The 18,438-nt window shown below is 63.6% G+C and carries 13 protein-coding genes; 12 read left to right on the plus strand and 1 reads right to left on the minus strand.

Annotated features, from left to right (window positions below):
* The first annotated feature begins 234 nt into the window (after positions 1–234).
* The 6 genes from thrA to H7A19_04025 all read left to right on the plus strand — a co-directional run bounded on the left by thrA (position 235) and on the right by H7A19_04025 (position 8,119).
* Entirely contained in the window at positions 235–2,697 is a 2,463-nt protein-coding gene (gene thrA / locus H7A19_04000; protein MCP5473985.1) for a bifunctional aspartate kinase/homoserine dehydrogenase I, read from the plus strand.
* Between the two features lie 29 nt (positions 2,698–2,726).
* Positions 2,727–3,677, plus strand: coding sequence for a homoserine kinase (locus H7A19_04005; GenBank protein ID MCP5473986.1), 951 nt, complete (start codon positions 2,727–2,729; stop codon positions 3,675–3,677).
* 238 nt (positions 3,678–3,915) lie between these two features.
* Positions 3,916–5,250 carry a threonine synthase gene (gene thrC / locus H7A19_04010; GenBank protein ID MCP5473987.1) on the plus strand — a complete coding sequence of 445 codons (1,335 nt, stop codon included), beginning with the start codon at positions 3,916–3,918 and terminating at the stop codon, positions 5,248–5,250.
* 302 nt (positions 5,251–5,552) lie between these two features.
* Complete coding sequence (locus H7A19_04015) at positions 5,553–5,774, plus strand: hypothetical protein (protein MCP5473988.1); 222 nt, start codon at positions 5,553–5,555, stop codon at positions 5,772–5,774.
* Between the two features lie 21 nt (positions 5,775–5,795).
* On the plus strand, positions 5,796–6,476 hold the full coding sequence (locus H7A19_04020) for a response regulator transcription factor (protein ID MCP5473989.1): 681 nt from the start codon (positions 5,796–5,798) through the stop codon (positions 6,474–6,476).
* A 257-nt stretch (positions 6,477–6,733) separates the two neighbouring features.
* Positions 6,734–8,119, plus strand: coding sequence for a GHKL domain-containing protein (locus tag H7A19_04025; protein ID MCP5473990.1), 1,386 nt, complete (start codon positions 6,734–6,736; stop codon positions 8,117–8,119).
* Between the two features lie 375 nt (positions 8,120–8,494).
* Here the strand turns inward: H7A19_04025 and cysK are convergent, their stop codons facing one another.
* Positions 8,495–9,448 (minus strand): cysteine synthase A, encoded by a 954-nt coding sequence (gene cysK, locus H7A19_04030; GenBank protein ID MCP5473991.1) that lies wholly within the window; start codon positions 9,446–9,448, stop codon positions 8,495–8,497.
* Between the two features lie 241 nt (positions 9,449–9,689).
* Between cysK and H7A19_04035 the strand changes: the two genes are divergently transcribed.
* The 6 genes from H7A19_04035 to H7A19_04060 all read left to right on the plus strand — a co-directional run bounded on the left by H7A19_04035 (position 9,690) and on the right by H7A19_04060 (position 18,020).
* Complete coding sequence (locus tag H7A19_04035) at positions 9,690–12,635, plus strand: EAL domain-containing protein (GenBank protein ID MCP5473992.1); 2,946 nt, start codon at positions 9,690–9,692, stop codon at positions 12,633–12,635.
* A gap of 263 nt (positions 12,636–12,898) precedes the next feature.
* Entirely contained in the window at positions 12,899–15,046 is a 2,148-nt protein-coding gene (locus H7A19_04040) for an adenosylcobalamin-dependent ribonucleoside-diphosphate reductase (protein MCP5473993.1), read from the plus strand.
* 23 nt (positions 15,047–15,069) lie between these two features.
* On the plus strand, positions 15,070–15,777 hold the full coding sequence (locus tag H7A19_04045) for a hypothetical protein (GenBank protein ID MCP5473994.1): 708 nt from the start codon (positions 15,070–15,072) through the stop codon (positions 15,775–15,777).
* A gap of 90 nt (positions 15,778–15,867) precedes the next feature.
* Positions 15,868–16,410, plus strand: a complete 543-nt coding sequence (locus H7A19_04050) for a hypothetical protein (protein ID MCP5473995.1) — start codon at positions 15,868–15,870, stop codon at positions 16,408–16,410.
* Positions 16,411–16,530: 120 nt separating this feature from the next.
* Entirely contained in the window at positions 16,531–17,343 is an 813-nt protein-coding gene (locus tag H7A19_04055; GenBank protein MCP5473996.1) for an NrdJb, read from the plus strand.
* Entirely contained in the window at positions 17,334–18,020 is a 687-nt protein-coding gene (locus H7A19_04060; GenBank protein ID MCP5473997.1) for a histidine phosphatase family protein, read from the plus strand. The genes H7A19_04055 and H7A19_04060 overlap by 10 nt, the downstream gene beginning before the upstream one ends.
* Positions 18,021–18,438: the final 418 nt, after the last annotated feature.

The raw sequence follows: 18,438 nt of genomic DNA on the forward strand, positions 1-18,438 counted from the left end.
GTCACGTCGTTCCTCGCAATGACGTCGTAGTTTGGCGAGTCCTGAGGGCTGCAACCCGCAGCCGGAGTACTCGCGCCGACAACCGACAACCGACAACCGACAACCGACAACCATCTTCACACCCTGGACAAACACCTCACGGATTGATTCCTCTGCCCGGTCTCTGGCACTGTCGCAGGTTCGGAGCGCCGGGGAGGGTCGCTTCGCCGCATCAACCATCAGGAAACTCGCACTATGCGGTGGATCGCCCACAAGTTTGGCGGGTCCAGTGTTGCCAACGCTGCCCGATATCAAGCCGTCGCCCGACTCATGGTCAAGCGCGACGATGAAGCTCAAGTGGTCGTGGTATCGGCCATGCAGGGGGTTACCGACACCCTGATCGGCATTACCGAGAAGGCCGCGACTCGCTCCGGCCACTGGGCGGCCGAGCTCGCGGCGCTCAAACAGCGACATCTGGCCACAGCCGACGAGTTGCTCGGACAGCAGGCGCCGGCCTTTGCGGCGGCGCTGGACCAGAGCTTTGCCGATCTCGCCCACCTGCTGCGCAGTGTAGAACTGCTCGGCACCGTGCCGGTCGAGATCGTCGAACTTGTGGCGGGACTGGGCGAAGTCTGGTCGGCGCAGATGCTCTCGGCGCATTTCCGGGCGCTGGGCGAGACTGCCGAATTCCTGGATGCCCGCGAGGTCTTGCGGGTGACCGCCACCGAACTCAATGTGGCGGTGGACTGGCTGCCCAGCGAGAAGCTGCTGGCGGAATATCGTCGCCATCACCCTGGCAAGCGCGTGGTGGTCACGGGTTTCATTGCCCGGCGGCTGTCGGATGGCCGCATTACCACGCTGGGGCGCAACGGCAGCGACTATTCAGCCAGCATCTTCGGGGCCCTGTTCGACGCTGCCGAAATTCATATCTGGACCGATGTCGACGGCGTGCTCTCGGCCGACCCGCGGCGTGTGCCCGAGGCCATGGTGCTGGACCATGTGTCCTACGAGGAAGCTTTCGAGCTGGCCTATTTCGGCGCCAAGGTGATCCATCCGCAGACGATGGCCCCGGCCACCGCCAAGGGTATTCCGGTGTTCATCCGCAACACCTTCAATCCGGATCATCCCGGCACCCGAATCGATGCCGAAGGCGGCGCCGAGCCGCCGATCAAGGGCATCACCACGATTGGCGGCATGGCCATCGTCACCATCGAGGGCGCCGGCATGATCGGCGTGCATGGCACCGCCGAGCGCGTTTTTGCGGCGCTGCGCGACGCCAGGGTGTCGGTCACCATGATCTCGCAGGGCTCGTCCGAGCACTCGATCTGCTGCGTGATCAAGGCTGACGACGCGGACCGTGCCCGTGAGGTGCTGGCCGAGGCCTTCGCCCGTGAAATCGCGCGTGGGCAGATCCAGCGGGTGATGTCGGAGCGCGGCATCAGCGTGCTCGCCGTGGTCGGCGAGGGCATGGCCGGTACGCCGGGCATCTGCGCCCTGCTGTTCAATGCGCTGGGTCGCGCCAAGGTCAATGTGCGCGCCATCGCCCAGGGCTCGTCGGAGCGCAATATCTCGGTGGCGATTGCCGAGGGCGAGGCCACGCGTGCGCTGCGCGCGGTGCACGCAGGTTTCTATCTGTCCGCGCAGACGCTGTCGATCGGCATCATCGGGCCGGGGCAGGTGGGTCAAGCCCTGGTGCACCAGATTGCCGAGGCCCGTGGCCGGCTGCTGCGCGAGACCCATCTGGATCTGCGCGTGCGCGCGCTGGCCAGCTCGCGCAAGATGCTGCTCGACGAACAGCGGCTGGATCTCAGTCACTGGCGCGAAGCGCTGGAGGACAAGGGAGTGCCTTGTGATCTCGACGCCTTTGCCCGGCACGTGCAGGCCGAGCATCTGCCGCATGCGGTGATCATCGACTGCTCGGCCAGTTCCGAAGTGGCCGATCACTATCCGCGCTGGCTGGCGGCTGGCATCCATGTGCTGACCCCAAACAAGCAGGCCGGCGGTGGACCCTTCGAGCGCTATCAGGCGGTACAGGCGGCGGCCCGCAGCGGGCGCGCGCGCTGGCGTTACGAAGCCACCGTGGGCGCCGGTCTGCCAGTGATCGGCACGCTGCGCGATCTGATCGATACCGGTGACCGCATCGAGCGCATCGAGGGCATCTTCTCCGGCACGCTGGCCTATCTGTTCAATCGCTACGACGGCGAAGTTCCGTTCTCGGAGCTGGTGCGGCAGGCCAAGTCGGCCGGGTATACCGAACCCGACCCGCGTGATGACCTCTCGGGTCTGGACGTGGCCCGCAAGCTGGTGATCCTGGCGCGCGAGATGGGCATGCAGCTGTCGGTGGATCAGGTTCACGTCGAGTCGCTGGTGCCAGCCGAGCTGGCCGATGCCAGCATCGAAGAGTTCCTGAGCGGCTTGTCCTGTATGGACGTGCCCATGCACGAGCGCTTCAAGGCGGCTCGCGATGGCCATCAGGTGTTGCGTTATTGCGCGGTGCTGGAAGCCGATGGCCGTGCCGAGGTGGTGCTGAAGGCACTGCCGGCCTTTCATCCTTTTGCGCACATTGCGCTGACCGACAACATCGTGTCCTTCGCCACCTCGCGCTACCGCAACAATCCACTGATCGTGCGCGGCCCGGGCGCTGGCCCGGACGTGACCGCCGCCGGTGTGTTTGCCGATCTGCTGCGGGTGGCGTCGTCACTCGGGGCACCGTTGTGAGTGAAGAGCAGAAAAAGGGAAAAGGGAAAATGGAAAAGGGAAGGGCTGGCGCTCGCACGGCATCGGCTTTTGCGCCTGCGAGCGTCGGCAATGTAGGTGTGGGGTTTGATCTGCTCGGGCATGCCTTGGAGGGAATCGGGGATCGGGTGACGGCTACGCGGATTGCCGAGCCGATCGTGCGGGTTCGGGGGATCACCGGGGTGGTGACCGATCTGCCCTTCGACGCGGAAAACAACACGGCGGCGCGGGCGGTGGCGGCTTGGCGGGCGGCGCTGGACCTGGATTTCGGCGTCGAGCTCGAGATCGACAAGGGCATTCCGCTGGGTTCGGGCCTGGGCGGTTCAGCGGCCTCGGCGACGGCGGCGCTGACGGCGGCCAATGCCTTGCTGGCCGAGCCGCTGACGCCGGCACAGCTCTATCCCTATGCGCTGGAAGGCGAGCGTGCCGCCAGCGGCAGCCTGCATGGCGACAATGTTGGCCCCCAGTTGCTGGGTGGTCTGGTGCTGGCGACGCCCGATCGGCTGGTACCGATTCCGGTGCCGCCGGGTCTGATTGCGGTGCTGGTGCACCCGCACTTCGTGCTGGAGACACGCAAGGCCCGCGAAGCCCTGCGCGGGGTGTTTGCGCTGAGTGAATTCGTGGCCCAGAGCGAAGGCCTGGCGCTGGTGCTGGCCGGTTGCTACACCAGCAGTTTCGAGTTGATCCGGCGCGGCCTGCGCGATGTGCTGGTGGAACCGCGCCGTTCCTCGCTGATCCCGGGATTCGCCGCAGTCAAGCAGGCAGCGCTCGACGCCGGCGCGCTCGGCGCATCAATTTCCGGTGCCGGCCCCAGCGTATTCGCCTGGTTCGAGCAGCGCGACGCCGCCACTGCCGCGGGCGAGGCCATGTCGGCGGCTTTCGCCGAGGCCGGGCTGGCCAGTGACATCCTCATCAGCGCCGTTGCCAACAGCGGCGCCAGCGTGATCAGCAGGAGCGAATAATCCTGGAATCCTCAGTTGACCGCTTTTCGGCGCCCATAGCACGCTGATTCTTCGGGCTTTCGAGATTCTGGTCCGTCACCCATCAGGCGAGTTCGCTACGGGGCAGATTGCACGCTTTTGGCGGCGCATCGCTGCGTTGCAACTCGTCGGAATAGCTCGCTATTCCAGCTTCATTGCGCCTTGCCCTACACCCCCAAAACCGCACACTCTACCCCGTCCAACTGAGGATTCCAGGATCATGCGCTACTTCAGTACCCGCGATGCCCGTCAGGAATGGCCGGTGACGCTGGATGCGGCGCTGTCGGCCGGGCTGGCTGCCGACGGCGGGCTGTACGTACCCGAACGCCTTCCGGCGTTCAACATCGATGATTTCGAGGGCTGCCAGAGCTTGCCCGAAGTCGCCGAGCGCCTGCTGACGCCGTTCTTCGCCGGCAGCTCGCTGGCACCGAAGCTGGGTGAGATCTGTCGCGAGGCGCTGGACTTGCCGGTGCCCATCGTCGAGATCGAGAACGGACGCAGTTGGCTGCTGGAGTTGTTTCACGGCCCCACCGCGGCCTTCAAGGATTTTGCCGCGCGCTTCCTGGCTGCCTGTCTGGCGCGATTGCGCACGCGCGATGACCCTTTGCGCACGGTACTGGTGGCCACCTCCGGTGACACCGGTGGCGCGGTCGCCGCTGCCTTCCATCGGCGTCCCGGCTTTCAGGTGGTCATCCTGTATCCCGATGGCCGGGTGTCGGCACGCCAGGCGCATCAGCTCGGCGCCTTTGGCGACAATGTGCATGCCTTCAAGGTGGATGGCAGTTTTGACGACTGCCAGCGCGTGGTCAAACAGCTGCTCGGCGATCGCCAGCTGGCCTCGCGCTACGCCCTGACCAGCGCCAACAGCATCTCGCTGGGTCGGCTGCTGCCGCAGATGGCGTATTACGCCTACGCGGCCTTGAAGCTGGCTCGGGACCGGGGACCCGGGACCCGGGATCCGGGAGATCCATTCGCGGCGCCGACGCTGATCATTCCCACCGGGAATCTGGGCAATGCGCTGGCGGCGGTGCTAGTTCGGGAAATGGGGCTCCCCTTGGGCGACGTGCTTTTCGCCACCAATGCCAATCCGACGCTATCCGAATTTTTCGGAGGCGCGAACTACCGCGGTCGTCCCAGCATCGCGACCCTGGCCAACGCCATGGATGTCGGCGATCCGAGCAACTTCGAACGCCTGGCCTGGTTCTTCCGGGACCGGGATCTGCGCGCCAGTGGCATCCACGCCCATCGGGTCGATGACGCGCGCATTCGCGCGCGCATTGCCGAGGGCGAGCGTGACTACCATCAGATCTGGTGCCCGCACACGGCCTGCGCGGTCGAGATCATGGCGCAACTGCGTCAGCACGGTGACGGCGCCCCGATGCTGTTGGTGGCCACTGCACATCCGGCGAAGTTCGACGATGTGGTCGAGCCGCTGATCGGGCACGCCGTCGATGTACCGCCAGCGCTCGCGGCGCTGCTCGCACGGCCGGCACAGGTGGAAACGCTGCCGGCGACCGCGGAGGCGTTGACAGCGCGGCTGCGGCAGGGTTGGTAGAGCGGGTGTCGGTTGCTGGTGTCGGTGTCGGAGTGAGCAACGGCTTTTCTCCGACACCGACACCAATAACCGACACCAGTTCCCTCGGCCGGAACTGCGCGTAGCGCTGTCCGGGAGTTGACGCGGCAAAGCCCCGGTGAGCCGCTGTGCGGCACACGCTGCTGGCAAATTCGAAGAGTTTCAGACTTCTCCTGAACCTCGTTCAGGTTGGGCTAGAGCCCGGTCTGCAAGGATGCAGCTTCCGTGGTCTGGCGCCTCCGCGCCGACTATGATGCATGGAGTACGCATAACCAGTGCCGAGCATGTCGTCCTTGTTCCGAATTGCATTGATCGCGTGGCTGACACTGTGGGCCGCCTGGCCCGCGGAAGCGGCTACCCTGAAGGAAGCGATCGAGCAGGTCGAACGGGAGACCGGCGGCAAGGTACTGGCTGCCGATACCATTCGAACCCGTGGTACGGTTGTCTATCGCATCAAGGTATTGATGCCCGACGGTCGTGTACGCATTTTCCAGATTCCAGCCTGAGCGCTTTCAAGGAGCCTGCCCATGCGAGTCCTGTTGGTCGAAGACGAAGCACCCCTGCGTGAAACCCTGGCCGCGCGTCTGCAACGCGAGGGCTTTGCCGTGGATACCGCCGCCGATGGCGATGAGGGCGTGTACATGGGCAAGGAGGTCCCCTTCGATGTCGCCATCGTTGATCTCGGCCTGCCCAAGCTGCCCGGGCTGGAGGTGGTCAAGCGCCTGCGCGAGTCCGGTCGTCGCTATCCGATCCTGATCCTGACCGCGCGCGGCAGCTGGGAGGACAAGGTCGAGGGCCTCAAGTGCGGGGCCGACGACTATCTGGTCAAGCCCTTCCATATCGAAGAATTGCTGGCACGCATGAACGCCCTGGTTCGGCGCAGCGCCGGCTGGAGCAAGCCGCTGCTGGAATGCGGCCCAGTCAAGCTCGACACCACAGCGCAGTCGGTTACCGTCAACGACCAGTCGGTCGATTTGACCAGCTACGAGTACAAGGTGCTGGAGTATCTGATCCTGCATGCCGGCGAGCTGGTCTCCAAGAGCGATCTGACCGAGCACATCTACGAGCAGGATTTCGATCGCGACAGCAATGTCATCGAAGTCTTCATCGGCCGTTTGCGCAAGAAGCTCGATCCGGAAGGCGAGCTCAAGCCGATCGAGACCGTGCGCGGCCGCGGCTATCGTTTTTCGATACCGCGTACGTCCTGAGGGCGTCCATGACCGCACCGGCCGCTCAACTTGGTGCGGTTATGGGAACTCGGGTTTGGAGGCGATCCGGACGTTCTGTTTTTTGTCCGCAAAGGACGCAAAGGACGCAAAGAGAGCCAGATTGACATCGGGATTGCGGCAGCCTTGGCGCGCGCGACTGTTTGCCGGGGTGCATTGCCTTCCTTCGCGTCCTTTGCGTCCTTTGCGGAAAATGCTGTGTCTGGTCAGTTGCCACTCAATAAGGTAAGCACGCCCGAATGAGCGCCAGGCGCCAGTTCTCGCTTGCGGCGCGTTCGCTGCTGGCCGCCAGTCTGGTGCTGGCGGCCTTCATCGGGCTCACCGGCTATGCGCTGGAGCGGGCATTCGAGAACTGGGCCTACTCGGTGCTGCGCGAGCGCTTGCAATCGGTGCTGTATTCCTTTCTGGCCCGCACCGATATCTCGGTGGGTGGTGCCGTGCTGGTGCCTGAATTCCTGCCTGAACCGCGGCTGGACCGCCCCGGCTCCGGCCTGTATGCCTCGGTCTACGCCGAGAATTTCCGCTGGGAGTCGCGCTCGGCGCTGGATCGCGATCTGCCCTTCGAGGATGCACTCAAGCCGGGTGAGATGACCTACAAGGGGCCGATCCGTACCCGTGTTGGCGGCGTTTACATGCTCAGCATGGGCGTGCTGTTCGAGGCCCGTTCGCCCAGCGGCAAGGATGTGCGGCTGACCATCAACGTCGGCGAGAACCAGAGTTCGGTCAAGCGCCAGATCGGCGCCTTCCGCGAGACCATGTGGGTGGTGCTCGGTGGGCTGGGGCTGCTGCTGCTGATGTTTCAGGCCCTGTTGCTGTTCTGGAGTCTGCGCCCGCTGCGTGCCGTGGCCCGCGATCTGTCGCTGGTCGAGCGCGGCGAGTCCGAGCAGCTATCCGGCAACTATCCCTTGGAACTGGCGGCGCTCACGCGCGGACTCAACGATTTCATCCGCAGCGAGCGCGAGCATCTGCGGCGATATCGCAACACGCTGGGCGATCTGGCCCACAGCCTGAAGACGCCGCTGGCAGTGATGCGTGGTCTGATCGAGAACGAGACAGAGGTCGACAAGCTCAAGCGCTCCGGCCTGGAGCAGGTGGTGCGGATGGATGAAATCGTCGCCTACCAGCTGGCCCGCGCCGCCAAATCCGGGCATCAAACCTACGCCGCGCCGCTGCCGGTGCTGGCGCATGCCGAGGAAATCGCACTGACGCTGGAAAAGGTCTACGCCCGCAAGGGCGCTCTGGCCGAGTTCGAGGTCGACGAGCGCAGCGTGTTCCACGGCGACAAGGGCGATCTGATGGAACTGCTCGGCAATCTGCTCGACAATGCCTTCAAGTGGTGCAAGTCGCGGGTGTTGCTGACGGCTGCGCCCATCGATCAGGCCCGCGCCCGTCGTCCGGGCCTGCTGCTGCGGGTGGAGGACGATGGCCCGGGCATACCGGAAGACAAGATCAGCGAGGTGCTCAAGCGCGGCGTGCGCGGCGACGAGCGCGTGCAGGGCCACGGCATCGGCCTGTCGATCATCGGCGACATCGTCGCCTCCTATGACGGCGAGATGAAGGTCAGCCGCTCCGAGTCCTTGGGCGGCGCCTGTTTCGAGGTGCGCCTGCCGCCGTTGGGGCCGTAGAAGCGGGGCAGGGGAGAAAAGGGGCAGGGGGAAGAGCGGGCAGTTGGCGAGTCTGCGCTCTGACCCGGACAACGTCAGGCGTGATTGCGAGCCACCTGATTCGGCCTGAAACTGCCCACGGGCCATGAACCGCCAGCTTGCCTGTAGGAGCGACCTTGCGTCGCGACTGGCAAACCGCAGGTCCGCCGCAGCGGTCGCGCCGCAAGGGCGCTCTTGCACGCAGGCTTTTGGTTCATTACCCGTATGCAGTGTCGGGTTCACACAATTGGCTCGCAATGAACCATCAGGCATGCGAGCCTTTTCCCGTGCCCCGTGCCCCGTGCCCCGTGCCCCGTGCCCCGTGCCCCGTGCCCCGTGCCCCGTGCCCCGTGCCCGCTACTGCGCCGCCAGCCACTCGTCGTCGGAACCCTCGGGCACGCCCTCGAACAGGAAAGTCGACAGATAGCGTTCGCCGGTGTCGGGGAGCATGGCCAGGATCACGCTGCCGGCGCTGGCCTTGCGCGCCACTTCCAGCGCTGCGGCAAAGGTGGCGCCGGCGGAAATGCCGACGAACAGGCCTTCGTGGTGGGCCAGCAGGCGCGCAGTGTCGCGCGCTGTCAGGTCATCGACAGGCACGTTCTCGTCGAAGACTGTGCGATCAAGCACCGCCGGCACGAAATCCGGGGTCCAGCCCTGGATCTTGTGCGGTGCCCAGGGCTGGCCCGCCAGTAATTGGGCACCGGCCGGTTCCGTGGTCACGATCTTGATGTCGGGTCGCGCCAGCTTGAGCATCTGTCCGGCCCCGGTCATGGTGCCGCCGGTACCCCAGCCACTGACGAAATAGTCCAGGCGCCGGTTGGCGAAATCGCGCAGGATTTCCGGGCCCGTGGTGCTGCGGTGATAGGCCGGATTGGCCGGGTTCTCGAACTGCTGGGCCAGAAACCAGCCGTGCTTGCGGGCCAGTTCCTCGGCACGCCGGACCATGCCGGTGCCGCGTTCTGCGGCCGGCGTCAGGATCACCTTGGCGCCATAGCCGCGCATGATCTTGCGGCGCTCGATGGAGAAGGTCTCGACCATCACCGACACAAAAGGATAGCCGCGCGCGGCGCAGACCATGGCCAGAGCGATGCCGGTATTGCCGCTGGTGGCTTCGATGACGGTTTGCCCGGGCTTGAGGGTGCCACGGGCCTCGGCGTCCTGGATGATGGCCAGCGCCAGGCGGTCCTTGACCGAGGCCCCTGGGTTGAAGGATTCGACCTTGACGTACATCTCGACGCCCGGCGGGGCCAGTCGGTTGATGCGGACGACCGGCGTGCCGCCGATGGTGTCCAGAATATTGCTGTAGATCATGATCTGCTCCCGGGACGCGCGCGGATTTTCGGAGGCCTATCCTGCAGCAGCCGCCGGGTGAATGCCAATTGCCGATCTTTCATATGAACATGACCGCCGTGGCCACGCGCAGTTCGGAACATTCGTCGACAGCGTCGATGGGTCTGGTCGCATGAGCTGAAATTTCACCGGGACTGTCACCAGGGTGCCGCCTCTGCACTAATATGTATTCAGGCTTCATCAGGGCGAACGCGTGCAGGAGATGGTGTCTGTGGGGCAGGAGCATCTCACGAGCGGCAGCAATGCCGCCTTCGTTCGTGAATTGCTGCGAGCCTCCGATCTCGTCACGCTGGGGCATCTGGTTTCCCGCGAGGCCCATCGGCGTTTCCGATTCGGGCCAGTCGCGTTGATCTGGTGGTCACGCTCGGCGGGGCCGGACGACCGCGTCGGTTGGCAGATCGCACCCGTTGGCACGCTTGGGGCAGCGGAGAGCCAACTGTTGCGACTGGCGCCCGAAAGCCGCGATCGATTGCCGCTGGCTCGCCAGGAGCTGGTCGCGGGGGTCATGGGAGGCGCGTCTCTGGCATGCCCGATGGGGACAGTCTTTCCCCGGCGGGCTGAATGGGCCCAGTTCCGCGAAGACGTGGCCGGAGCGGTTGGGCGCCTGCTGGAGCTGGATTCGCTCACCCAGGCGGTCACCCGACTGGAGCGGGCCGAACGCCTGCAGCGAGCGCTCTATGCGATCGCCGACATGGCCAGCTCTGACCTCGACATGCCCGACATGCTGCATGGCGTGCACAAGATCATGGGCGAGCTCATGTATGCGGAGAACTTCTTCATCCTGCAGGTGGACCCGGATGGCGCCCACATCCGCTTTCTGTACTTTGCCGATACCGAGGATCAGGACCCGCCTGATCCGGGTCAGGCCTTTCCGATCAGCGAGCTGGAAAACAGCATCAGCCTGGCCATGATACGCAGTGGTCGGTCCCAGATGGGGCCGTCCGACCAGCTGCGCGAGGCCTTGGGTCTGAGTGGTGAATTCCCTTTGGGCCCGGCCAGCATCAGCTGGCTGGGTGTGCCTGTGGGTAACCCGGGCGCGGTACGTGGCGCCCTGGTGGTGCAGAGCTACAGCGCCGAGCACACCTTTACCGAGGATGACCGCACGCTGCTGAGCTACGTCGCCCAGCACATCCTGACGGCGCTCGATCGCAAGCGGGCCCAGGAAGACCTCGAACTCCATGTCGAGCAGCGCACCCATGAACTCGCCAGCGCCAATGATGGCTTGCGCCTGGAGGTTCGGGAGCGCGAGCGCAGCGAGCGGCTGCAGGCCGCGCTCTACCGCATCGCCGAGATTTCCAGCACGGCCGATTCGCTCGAAGAGTTCTATGCCGAGGTGCACGGCATCGTCAGCCAGTTGCTGTACGCCCGCAATTTCTATATCGCGCTGCTGTCCGACGACGGCGAGTATCTGGAATTTCCCTATTCCGTCGACGAACGCGACAACATCCGCGCGCGCCGCAGAATTTCCAAGGGTCTGACCGAATACGTGTTGCGCAGCGTGCACCCGGTGCTGGTGGACCGTGACGCGATCGAGGCGCTGGCGGCGGCGGGCGATGTGGTGAGTTTCGGCCCGCGCTCGGTATCCTGGCTCGGTGTGCCGCTGGTCTGCGATGAGCGCGCGGTGGGCGTGATCGCAGTCCAGAGCTATTCGATGGACAATCTGTTCACGCCGCGTGATCAGGAGTTGTTGACTTTCGTCGCCTATCACATCGCCAACGGTCTGGAGCGCAAGCGTGCCCGCGATTCGCTGCTCAGTGCCTATTCCGATCTGGAACTGCGCGTGGCCGACCGTACCCGTGAACTGGCAGTGGCCAATCGCGAGTTGACCGATCAGATCGTCGAGCGCGAGCGCATCGAGGACACGCTCAAGTACCAGGCGCTGCACGACACGCTCACCGGTCTGCCCAACCGCGCCCTGCTGCTGGACCGGCTGGCGCGGGCGTTGGCACGCTACAAGCGCAACGAGTCCCACGGTTTTGCCGTGCTGTTCCTGGATCTGGACAGATTCAAGGTGATCAACGACAGCGTCGGTCATCTGGTCGGCGATGAGTTGCTCAAGCAGGCAGCCGAACGCCTGGCGCATGCGCTGCGCGAACCCGATACCGTAGCCCGTCTGGGCGGCGACGAATTTGCCGTGCTGCTGGATAATCTGGAACATCCGGATCGCGCCACCTTCGTCGCCGAACGGCTGATTTCCTCGCTGTCCGAACCCATGCGCATCGGCGGCAAGGAACTGTTTACCTCGGCCAGCATCGGCATCGCCTTCGCCCATTCGCGCTATACGCGACCCGAGGAATTGCTGCGCGACGCCGATGTGGCCATGTATAGGGCCAAGGCGCAGGGGCGTCAGCGCATCGAGCTGTTTGACGAACGCTTGCGGGCCGAAGCCCTGCGGGTCCTCGATCTGGAAGGCGATCTGCGTCGGGCGCTGGCGCGCGGCGAGTTCGAACCGCATTTTCAGGCCATCGTGCGTCTGGAGGATGCCTCGGTGGTAGGTTACGAGGCGCTGCTGCGCTGGCGCCACAGCGAGCGTGGATTGCTGTCGCCGGGCGAGTTCCTGAACGTGGCGGAAGACAACGGCTCGATCGAACAGATTGACTGGCAGATGTTTGCGCTGGCCTGTCGTGATGCGCACCGGCTGCCGGTACGGGATGCCTACATCAGCATCAATGTCTCGGCGAGACAGCTGCGGGCCGCCGATTTCGACCAATCGGTATTGCGCCTTATCGGCGCCCAGGGGCTGGATCCGCGCCGGGTGCGCCTGGAGGTGACCGAGGGCGCCCTGCTGGACAATCCCGACCATGTCCGACGCCTGCTGGAACGCCTGCGTGAGGCCGGCGTGCTGGTACAGCTCGACGATTTCGGCACCGGCTATTCCTCGCTCAGCTATCTGCATCGGTTTCCGATTCACTCGCTCAAGATCGATCGCTCCTTCGTCAGCGATCTTCATCCCGGTCGCGATGGTGGCAGCACGGCGGTCGTCCGCGCCATCCATGCCTTGGCCGATTCGCTGAGACTGGAAGTGATTGGTGAGGGCATCGAAACCCAGGAGCAGTGTGAGGCCCTGCAGAATCTGGGTTGCGGCATGGGTCAGGGCTTTCTCTACGCCCACCCGCGCTCGGTGGACGACATGATCCGCGGGATCTGATCGCGAGCCCTGCTGCCGGGGCGGAGGGCGCCACCGCTGCAGCTGGTGCGCAAGTGTCTGAGGGGCGACAACGCCGCTCGTCGGTTGCGCCGGCTCCGGGTCACAATCGGGTCGATTCGCGCTTGACGGATGGCCCCGGCTTACTCAAACTCCCCGACCGTTGCCACCACTAGATGTAGTGGTCCGGGTTCAGACTGGCACTAGAACTAGTTGCCCGACCACCATACAAGAAAACGCGCCAGAGCCTGGGGAGGCTATACTTGATGAGCACCGTTCGACTCGAAGCGGTACGCAATGACGTACTGGAAATTCCGATGCAGCCGGCCTCCCAGGATATCTGGGACAAGAAATATCGACTCAAGGCCAAGCTCGGTGATCCAGTCGACCGGACGATGGACGACAGCTTCAAACGCGTCGCGCGGGCCCTGGCCGATGCCGAAGACACCGCCGACAAGCGCGCCTACTGGTACGAGCGCTTTCTGTGGGCCCTGCGTCGTGGCGCGATTCCGGCCGGGCGCATTACCTCCAATGCCGGCGCGCTGGAGCACAAGCCGGCGACCAGCACCATCAACTGCACCGTGTCCGGAACGATCACCGATTCGATGGATGACATCCTGGGCAAGGTCCATGAGGCCGGTCTGACGCTGAAGGCAGGTTGCGGCATCGGTTATGAGTTCTCGACGCTGCGCCCGCGCGGCGCCTATGTGTCGGGCGCCGGCGCCTATACCTCGGGCCCGCTGAGTTTCATGGATATCTACGACAAGATGTGCTTCACGGTATCCAGCGCCGGTGGTCGTCGTGGGGCACAGATGGGCACCTTCGACGTGGCCCATCCGGATGTGAAGGAATTCATCAAGGCCAAGCGCGAGGACGGTCGTCTGCGGCAGTTCAACCTGTCGCTGCTGATCACCGATCAGTTCATCGAAGCGGTGGAAAACGATACCGATTGGCCGCTGGTGTTTCCGGTGCATGTCAAGGAGCAGCAAGAGATCAACCTGGACGATGCCAGTCAGGTGATCTGGCGGGAATGGCCCACCCGTGAAAACTACGTCAGTCGCGACGACGGTCTGGTGGCCTGCAAGATCTACGGCAAGATCAGGGCCAAGGGTCTGTGGGAAATGATCATGACCTCGACCTACGATTTCGCCGAACCCGGCTTCATCCTGATCGACCGCGTCAACGAGATGAACAACAACTGGTGGTGCGAGCACATCCGAGCCACCAATCCCTGTGGCGAACAGCCGCTGCCGCCGTACGGATCCTGCCTGCTGGGCTCGGTCAATCTGACCAAGTTCGTGCGCGAACCGTTCACCGCACGTGCGCGTTTCGACTGGGATGAGTACAAGGAAGTGGTGCGGGTGTTCACTCGCATGCTCGACAACGTCGTCGAGATCAACGGTCTGCCGCTGGAAGGCCAGCGCAACGAGATCATCCGCAAGCGCCGGCACGGCATGGGTTTTCTGGGCTTGGGATCGACGCTGACCATGCTCAAGATGGGCTATGGCACGCCGGAATCGCTGGAATTCACCGAGAGCGTGGCCCGCGACATGGCGGTTGCTGGCTGGGAGGAAGCTCTGGAACTGGCGCGCGAAAAAGGTCCGGCGCCGATCATGTCCGAGACCTTCGAGGTCAGTGCCGAGATGCTGCGCAAGCGACCGGAAATGGAAGCAGACGGCTACAAGATCGGTGATTCCATACCCGGCCGCGTATTGCATGCCAGGTACTCGCGCTACATGCAGCGTCTGGCAACGGCAGCGCCGGAACTGGTCGCGGAACTGGCGGAAACCGGTGCCCGGTTCACCCATCACAGCTCGATCGCACCGACCGGCACCATTTCGCTGTCGATCGGCAACAACGCCAGCAACGGCATCGAACCTTCTTTTGCGCATCACTATTCGCGCAATGTCATCCGTGAAGGCAAGAAGTCCAAGGAAAAGGTCGAAGTCTTCAGCTTCGAACTGCTGGCCTACCGCCATCTGGTGAATCCCAGGGCCATGCCCTACAGCGACAAGGCCGAAGAAAAGCTGCCGGACTATTTCGTGTCCGCAGATGACATCAGTCCGAAAGCGCATGTGGACATCCAGGCTGCAGCCCAGAAATGGGTGGATTCCTCGATCAGCAAGACCGCCAATGTGCCAACCGATTATCCTTATGCCGACTTCAAGGATATCTATCTGTATGCGCACAAGCAGGGCTTGAAAGGTTGTACGACATTCCGCTTCAATCCGGAGGCCTTTCAGGGCGTGCTGGTGAAGGAGCATGATCTTGAGAACACGACCTATCGCTTCGAACTGGAAGACGGTAGCGTGGTCGAAGCCAAGGGCAATGAAGAGGTCGAGTACGACGGTGAATTGCACACCGCGGCCAACCTGTTTGATGCCCTGAAAGAAGGCTATTACGGAAAGTTTTGACCGCGCCCGCTGCGGGCGCAGACGTGAGCGAGGGAGTGGTCGACATGAGCGGAAAAAAAAGTGGGGCCAAGAAACCGGCAAGCCTGAAAAGCAAGGCCGAGGCCATTGGTGAAAAACTGATCGCCGAGGGCAAGGAAGTGGTGGCTGCTGCCGAGGCCAAGGTCAAGGAAGTCAAGAAGGCGGCTGCGAAGAAGGTGGGCGAGGCCCGCAAGGCTGTCGAGGCCAAGGCGGATGAAGTGAAGAAAACCGTCAGCAAGAAGGCAAGCGAGGTCGAGAAGGCGGTTGAATCCAAGGCCAAGCAGGCCAAGAAGCAGGTCGCCAAGGTTGAAAAGGCGGTTGAAAAGGCGGTGGAGGCCAAGGTCAAGTCTGCCAAGAAGCAGGTCGCCAAGGTCGAGAAGGCCGTGGAAGCGCAGGTCAAGTCGGCGAAGAAGGGTCTGGCCAAGGCCAAGGCCGATGTTGGCAAGGTTGCTGCTCAGGCCAAGGCCGCGGTAACTGGCAAGGCGGCTCCGGCGAAGCCGGCGACGGCAGCCAAGAAGCCGGCAGCGAAGAAGGCTGCGGCGCCAGCGAAGAAGGCGGCTCCCGCCACGAAGGCGGCTCCGGCCAAGTCCGCGGCAAAGGCGCCTGCGGCGAAGAAGCCCGCGGCCAAGGCGGCGGCGGCCAAGAAGCCGGCAGCGAAAGCGGCGGCACCGGCCAAGAAGGCTGCGCCAAAGAAGCCAGCTGCCAAGAAATAAGGCAGCGTCAAGCGTACACGCTCGCCAGCCGTGACGGCGGCGAGCGCATTATTCGACGCACCTCGCGGGCGGGGTGTCAGGAGGTAGGTCATGAGGGGCTGGACAGGGTGGTTGCTCTGCGCAGGTGCGTTGATCTTCATGGCGCCGGCGTGGTCACAGGCCGCACCGGGAGAAGGCGAAACCATGCTCGCCCCACGCAGTCGAGACGCCTATGAAAAGCATCTGGCCGAGCTCAACGCCAAATACGGTGCCGACAAGTCCCAGCAGGCGCTGAAGGAAGCGGTGCTGTCGGCGAATCAGGCACCGCCGAAGATCCAGCCAGGCTCGGGCAACCCCAATCAGGTCGCGCTGCCGGCGGATCTGGTGCCCGGACAGAAGCTGAGAGTGGAATTGTTGCCGCATGGCGACAGTCAGTTCCTGTTTCAGGACGAAGTCTTCGATGCGCTCGGGCTGGAAGACGCGCTGGCTGGCGTCAAGCGCAGCTACGTCATCGACCAGATCGTCCTGCTCAGCAACCCGGACCGCATGATCCAGATTGACCATTTGCTGGAACTGGCACGCATCGGTCGCGATCTCGAAGTGACCACCGCCTACCAGCAGGGCAATGAATTGAAATTGATCTCCGCGCAGTAGAGCGTACTGACGAGCGCAAGCCGTCACCGGCTCCGGCGCGGAAATCCCATCGTAGCCACACGAATTTCGCAAACGCGCCCAGGCATCGGGATGCGTGCTTGCAGGATCAGGACCAGACACATGACCATCAAGATCAACCAGAAGATCACCGGCTACGCCGTGCAGAAGCCGGAAGACCTGGCCAAGGCCCAGGCAGCCGAAGCCGCTGCGGCTGCCAAACCGGTGGAAGAAGAGCAGGACACCGGCGCTGAAGTCATTCATATGCATGAGCGCGTCGAGCGTCCGGAAATGCTCGATGGCAGCACCTACAAGATCAAGTCGCCGCTGTTCGAGCACGCGCTGTACGTGACCATCAACGACATCGTGCTCAACGAAGGCACCGAGCACGAGTCTCGCCGGCCGTTCGAAGTATTCATCAATTCCAAGAACATGGACCACTTTCAGTGGGCCGTGGCCCTGACCCGCATCATGAGCGCGGTGTTTCGCAAGGGCGGTGATGTCACCTTCATCGTCGAGGAGCTGAAGGCAGTGTTCGACCCGCGGGGCGGCTACTTCAAGTCGGGCGGCGTGTACATGCCCTCGATCGTGGCCGAACTCGGTTTCGTGGTCGAGGACCACCTGAAGAAGATCGGCATGCTGCAGGGCGACGAGCTCAGCATCGAGCAGCGCGAAGCAATCGCCAAGAAGCGCGCCGAATATGACTCCAGGCAAGGCGAAACCGCAAAAAAAAAGTCTGAGGTAGGCGCGCCTGCTGCAGCTGCCGAGGCCAAGGCGGCGCTGGCCGTAGTGCCGGTTCCGCCACCCGCATCCGCCAGTGAAAGCGCCAGTTTTCCGCCCAGCGCCAGCATGTGCGGAAAATGCAGCACCAAGGCCGTCGTGTTGATGGACGGATGTCAGACCTGCCTCAACTGCGGCTATTCCAAATGCGGCTAGCCGTATTCTTTCTGGTACTGGTCGCAGCGGCACAGTTTTGTGCGGCTGCTGAGCCTGCAGCTCGCACCATCGTACTGGTGCGTCACGGGCACTACGCAGCCGATCCTTCGGCCGACCCAGAGCTTGGGCCTGGGCTGACCGACCTGGGTGTGGCTCAGGCGCGTTTGCTGGGTGCGCGCCTCAAGGGTCTGCCGCATTTCGATCAGGTTCTGGCCAGTCCGATGACTCGCGCCCAGGAGACCGCCCGGGTACTGGTCGCAGACCTGAACGAGGTGCCGATCGAGACCGTGGCCGATCTCGCCGAATGCACCCCACCCACGCGCCGCAGCGATATCACTGCGACCATCGATACCGCTGAGCTGGAAGCCTGTGCGAAACAGCTGGATCGGGTCTTCGACACGCGCTTCAAGCCGGCTGCCGGCCAACCGGACCGATTGCTGCTGGTCTGCCACGGCAATGTCACCCGTTATCTGATCACCCGGGCGCTGGGGGTGGACACCAAGGCCTGGCTGGAAATGTCGGTGGGTCACACCAGCATGACCACCATCCGCATCGAGCCAGATGGCAGCACCCGGCTGATCGCCGCCGGCGATGTGGGACATCTGCCGCCCAGTCTGCAGACCGGCACCATTGCCGACAGTGATCGCAATCTGCTGGTGCCTGCCAAGGCGCAGTGAGAGCCCCGGTCGCCACTGGCGGTGCGCTAATTCGCGCATCAAACTGTCGGCGATCTCGGGGTTTCATTTTTTTATCCGCAAAGGACGCAAAGGATGCGAAGATTTCAAAGCTTGGTTGGCTGAGCGGCGGACACGACCGGCTGACAACTTGGAATCGCTCTACTTTGCGTCCTTTGCGTCCTTTGCGGAAAATGTTTTGATTCAAGCACTTGCGGCATTCTTGGTGAGAGTGGTTTGAGCGGCGTCGAACCGACAACCGACAACCGACAACCATCCTCCGCCCGGACAGCGCTGCGCGCAGTTCGGGCTACAGGAGCATGCGTGTTGCCGGGCTCTGATCCGACACCAACACTGACGACCGACACCAAGTCTGGCCGGTGGAGAATTCAAACCAGGGAGTGTGGTGGTTCAGCAGCCC

The sequence above is a fragment of the Rhodanobacteraceae bacterium genome, from assembly GCA_024234055.1.
Lineage (GTDB): Bacteria > Pseudomonadota > Gammaproteobacteria > Xanthomonadales > SZUA-5 > JADKFD01.

What these genes read in the sequence shown, in the direction of transcription:
- thrA (MCP5473985.1), top strand. Translation starts at nt 235, where the DNA reads ATGCGGTGGATCGCCCACAAGTTTGGCGGGTCCAGTGTTGCCAACGCT.
- H7A19_04005 (MCP5473986.1), top strand. Translation starts at nt 2,727, where the DNA reads ATGGAAAAGGGAAGGGCTGGCGCTCGCACGGCATCGGCTTTTGCGCCT.
- thrC (MCP5473987.1), top strand. Translation starts at nt 3,916, where the DNA reads ATGCGCTACTTCAGTACCCGCGATGCCCGTCAGGAATGGCCGGTGACG.
- H7A19_04015 (MCP5473988.1), top strand. Translation starts at nt 5,553, where the DNA reads ATGTCGTCCTTGTTCCGAATTGCATTGATCGCGTGGCTGACACTGTGG.
- H7A19_04020 (MCP5473989.1), top strand. Translation starts at nt 5,796, where the DNA reads ATGCGAGTCCTGTTGGTCGAAGACGAAGCACCCCTGCGTGAAACCCTG.
- H7A19_04025 (MCP5473990.1), top strand. Translation starts at nt 6,734, where the DNA reads ATGAGCGCCAGGCGCCAGTTCTCGCTTGCGGCGCGTTCGCTGCTGGCC.
- cysK (MCP5473991.1), bottom strand. Translation starts at nt 9,448, where the DNA reads ATGATCTACAGCAATATTCTGGACACCATCGGCGGCACGCCGGTCGTC.
- H7A19_04035 (MCP5473992.1), top strand. Translation starts at nt 9,690, where the DNA reads ATGGTGTCTGTGGGGCAGGAGCATCTCACGAGCGGCAGCAATGCCGCC.
- H7A19_04040 (MCP5473993.1), top strand. Translation starts at nt 12,899, where the DNA reads ATGAGCACCGTTCGACTCGAAGCGGTACGCAATGACGTACTGGAAATT.
- H7A19_04050 (MCP5473995.1), top strand. Translation starts at nt 15,868, where the DNA reads ATGAGGGGCTGGACAGGGTGGTTGCTCTGCGCAGGTGCGTTGATCTTC.
- H7A19_04055 (MCP5473996.1), top strand. Translation starts at nt 16,531, where the DNA reads ATGACCATCAAGATCAACCAGAAGATCACCGGCTACGCCGTGCAGAAG.
- H7A19_04060 (MCP5473997.1), top strand. Translation starts at nt 17,334, where the DNA reads ATGCGGCTAGCCGTATTCTTTCTGGTACTGGTCGCAGCGGCACAGTTT.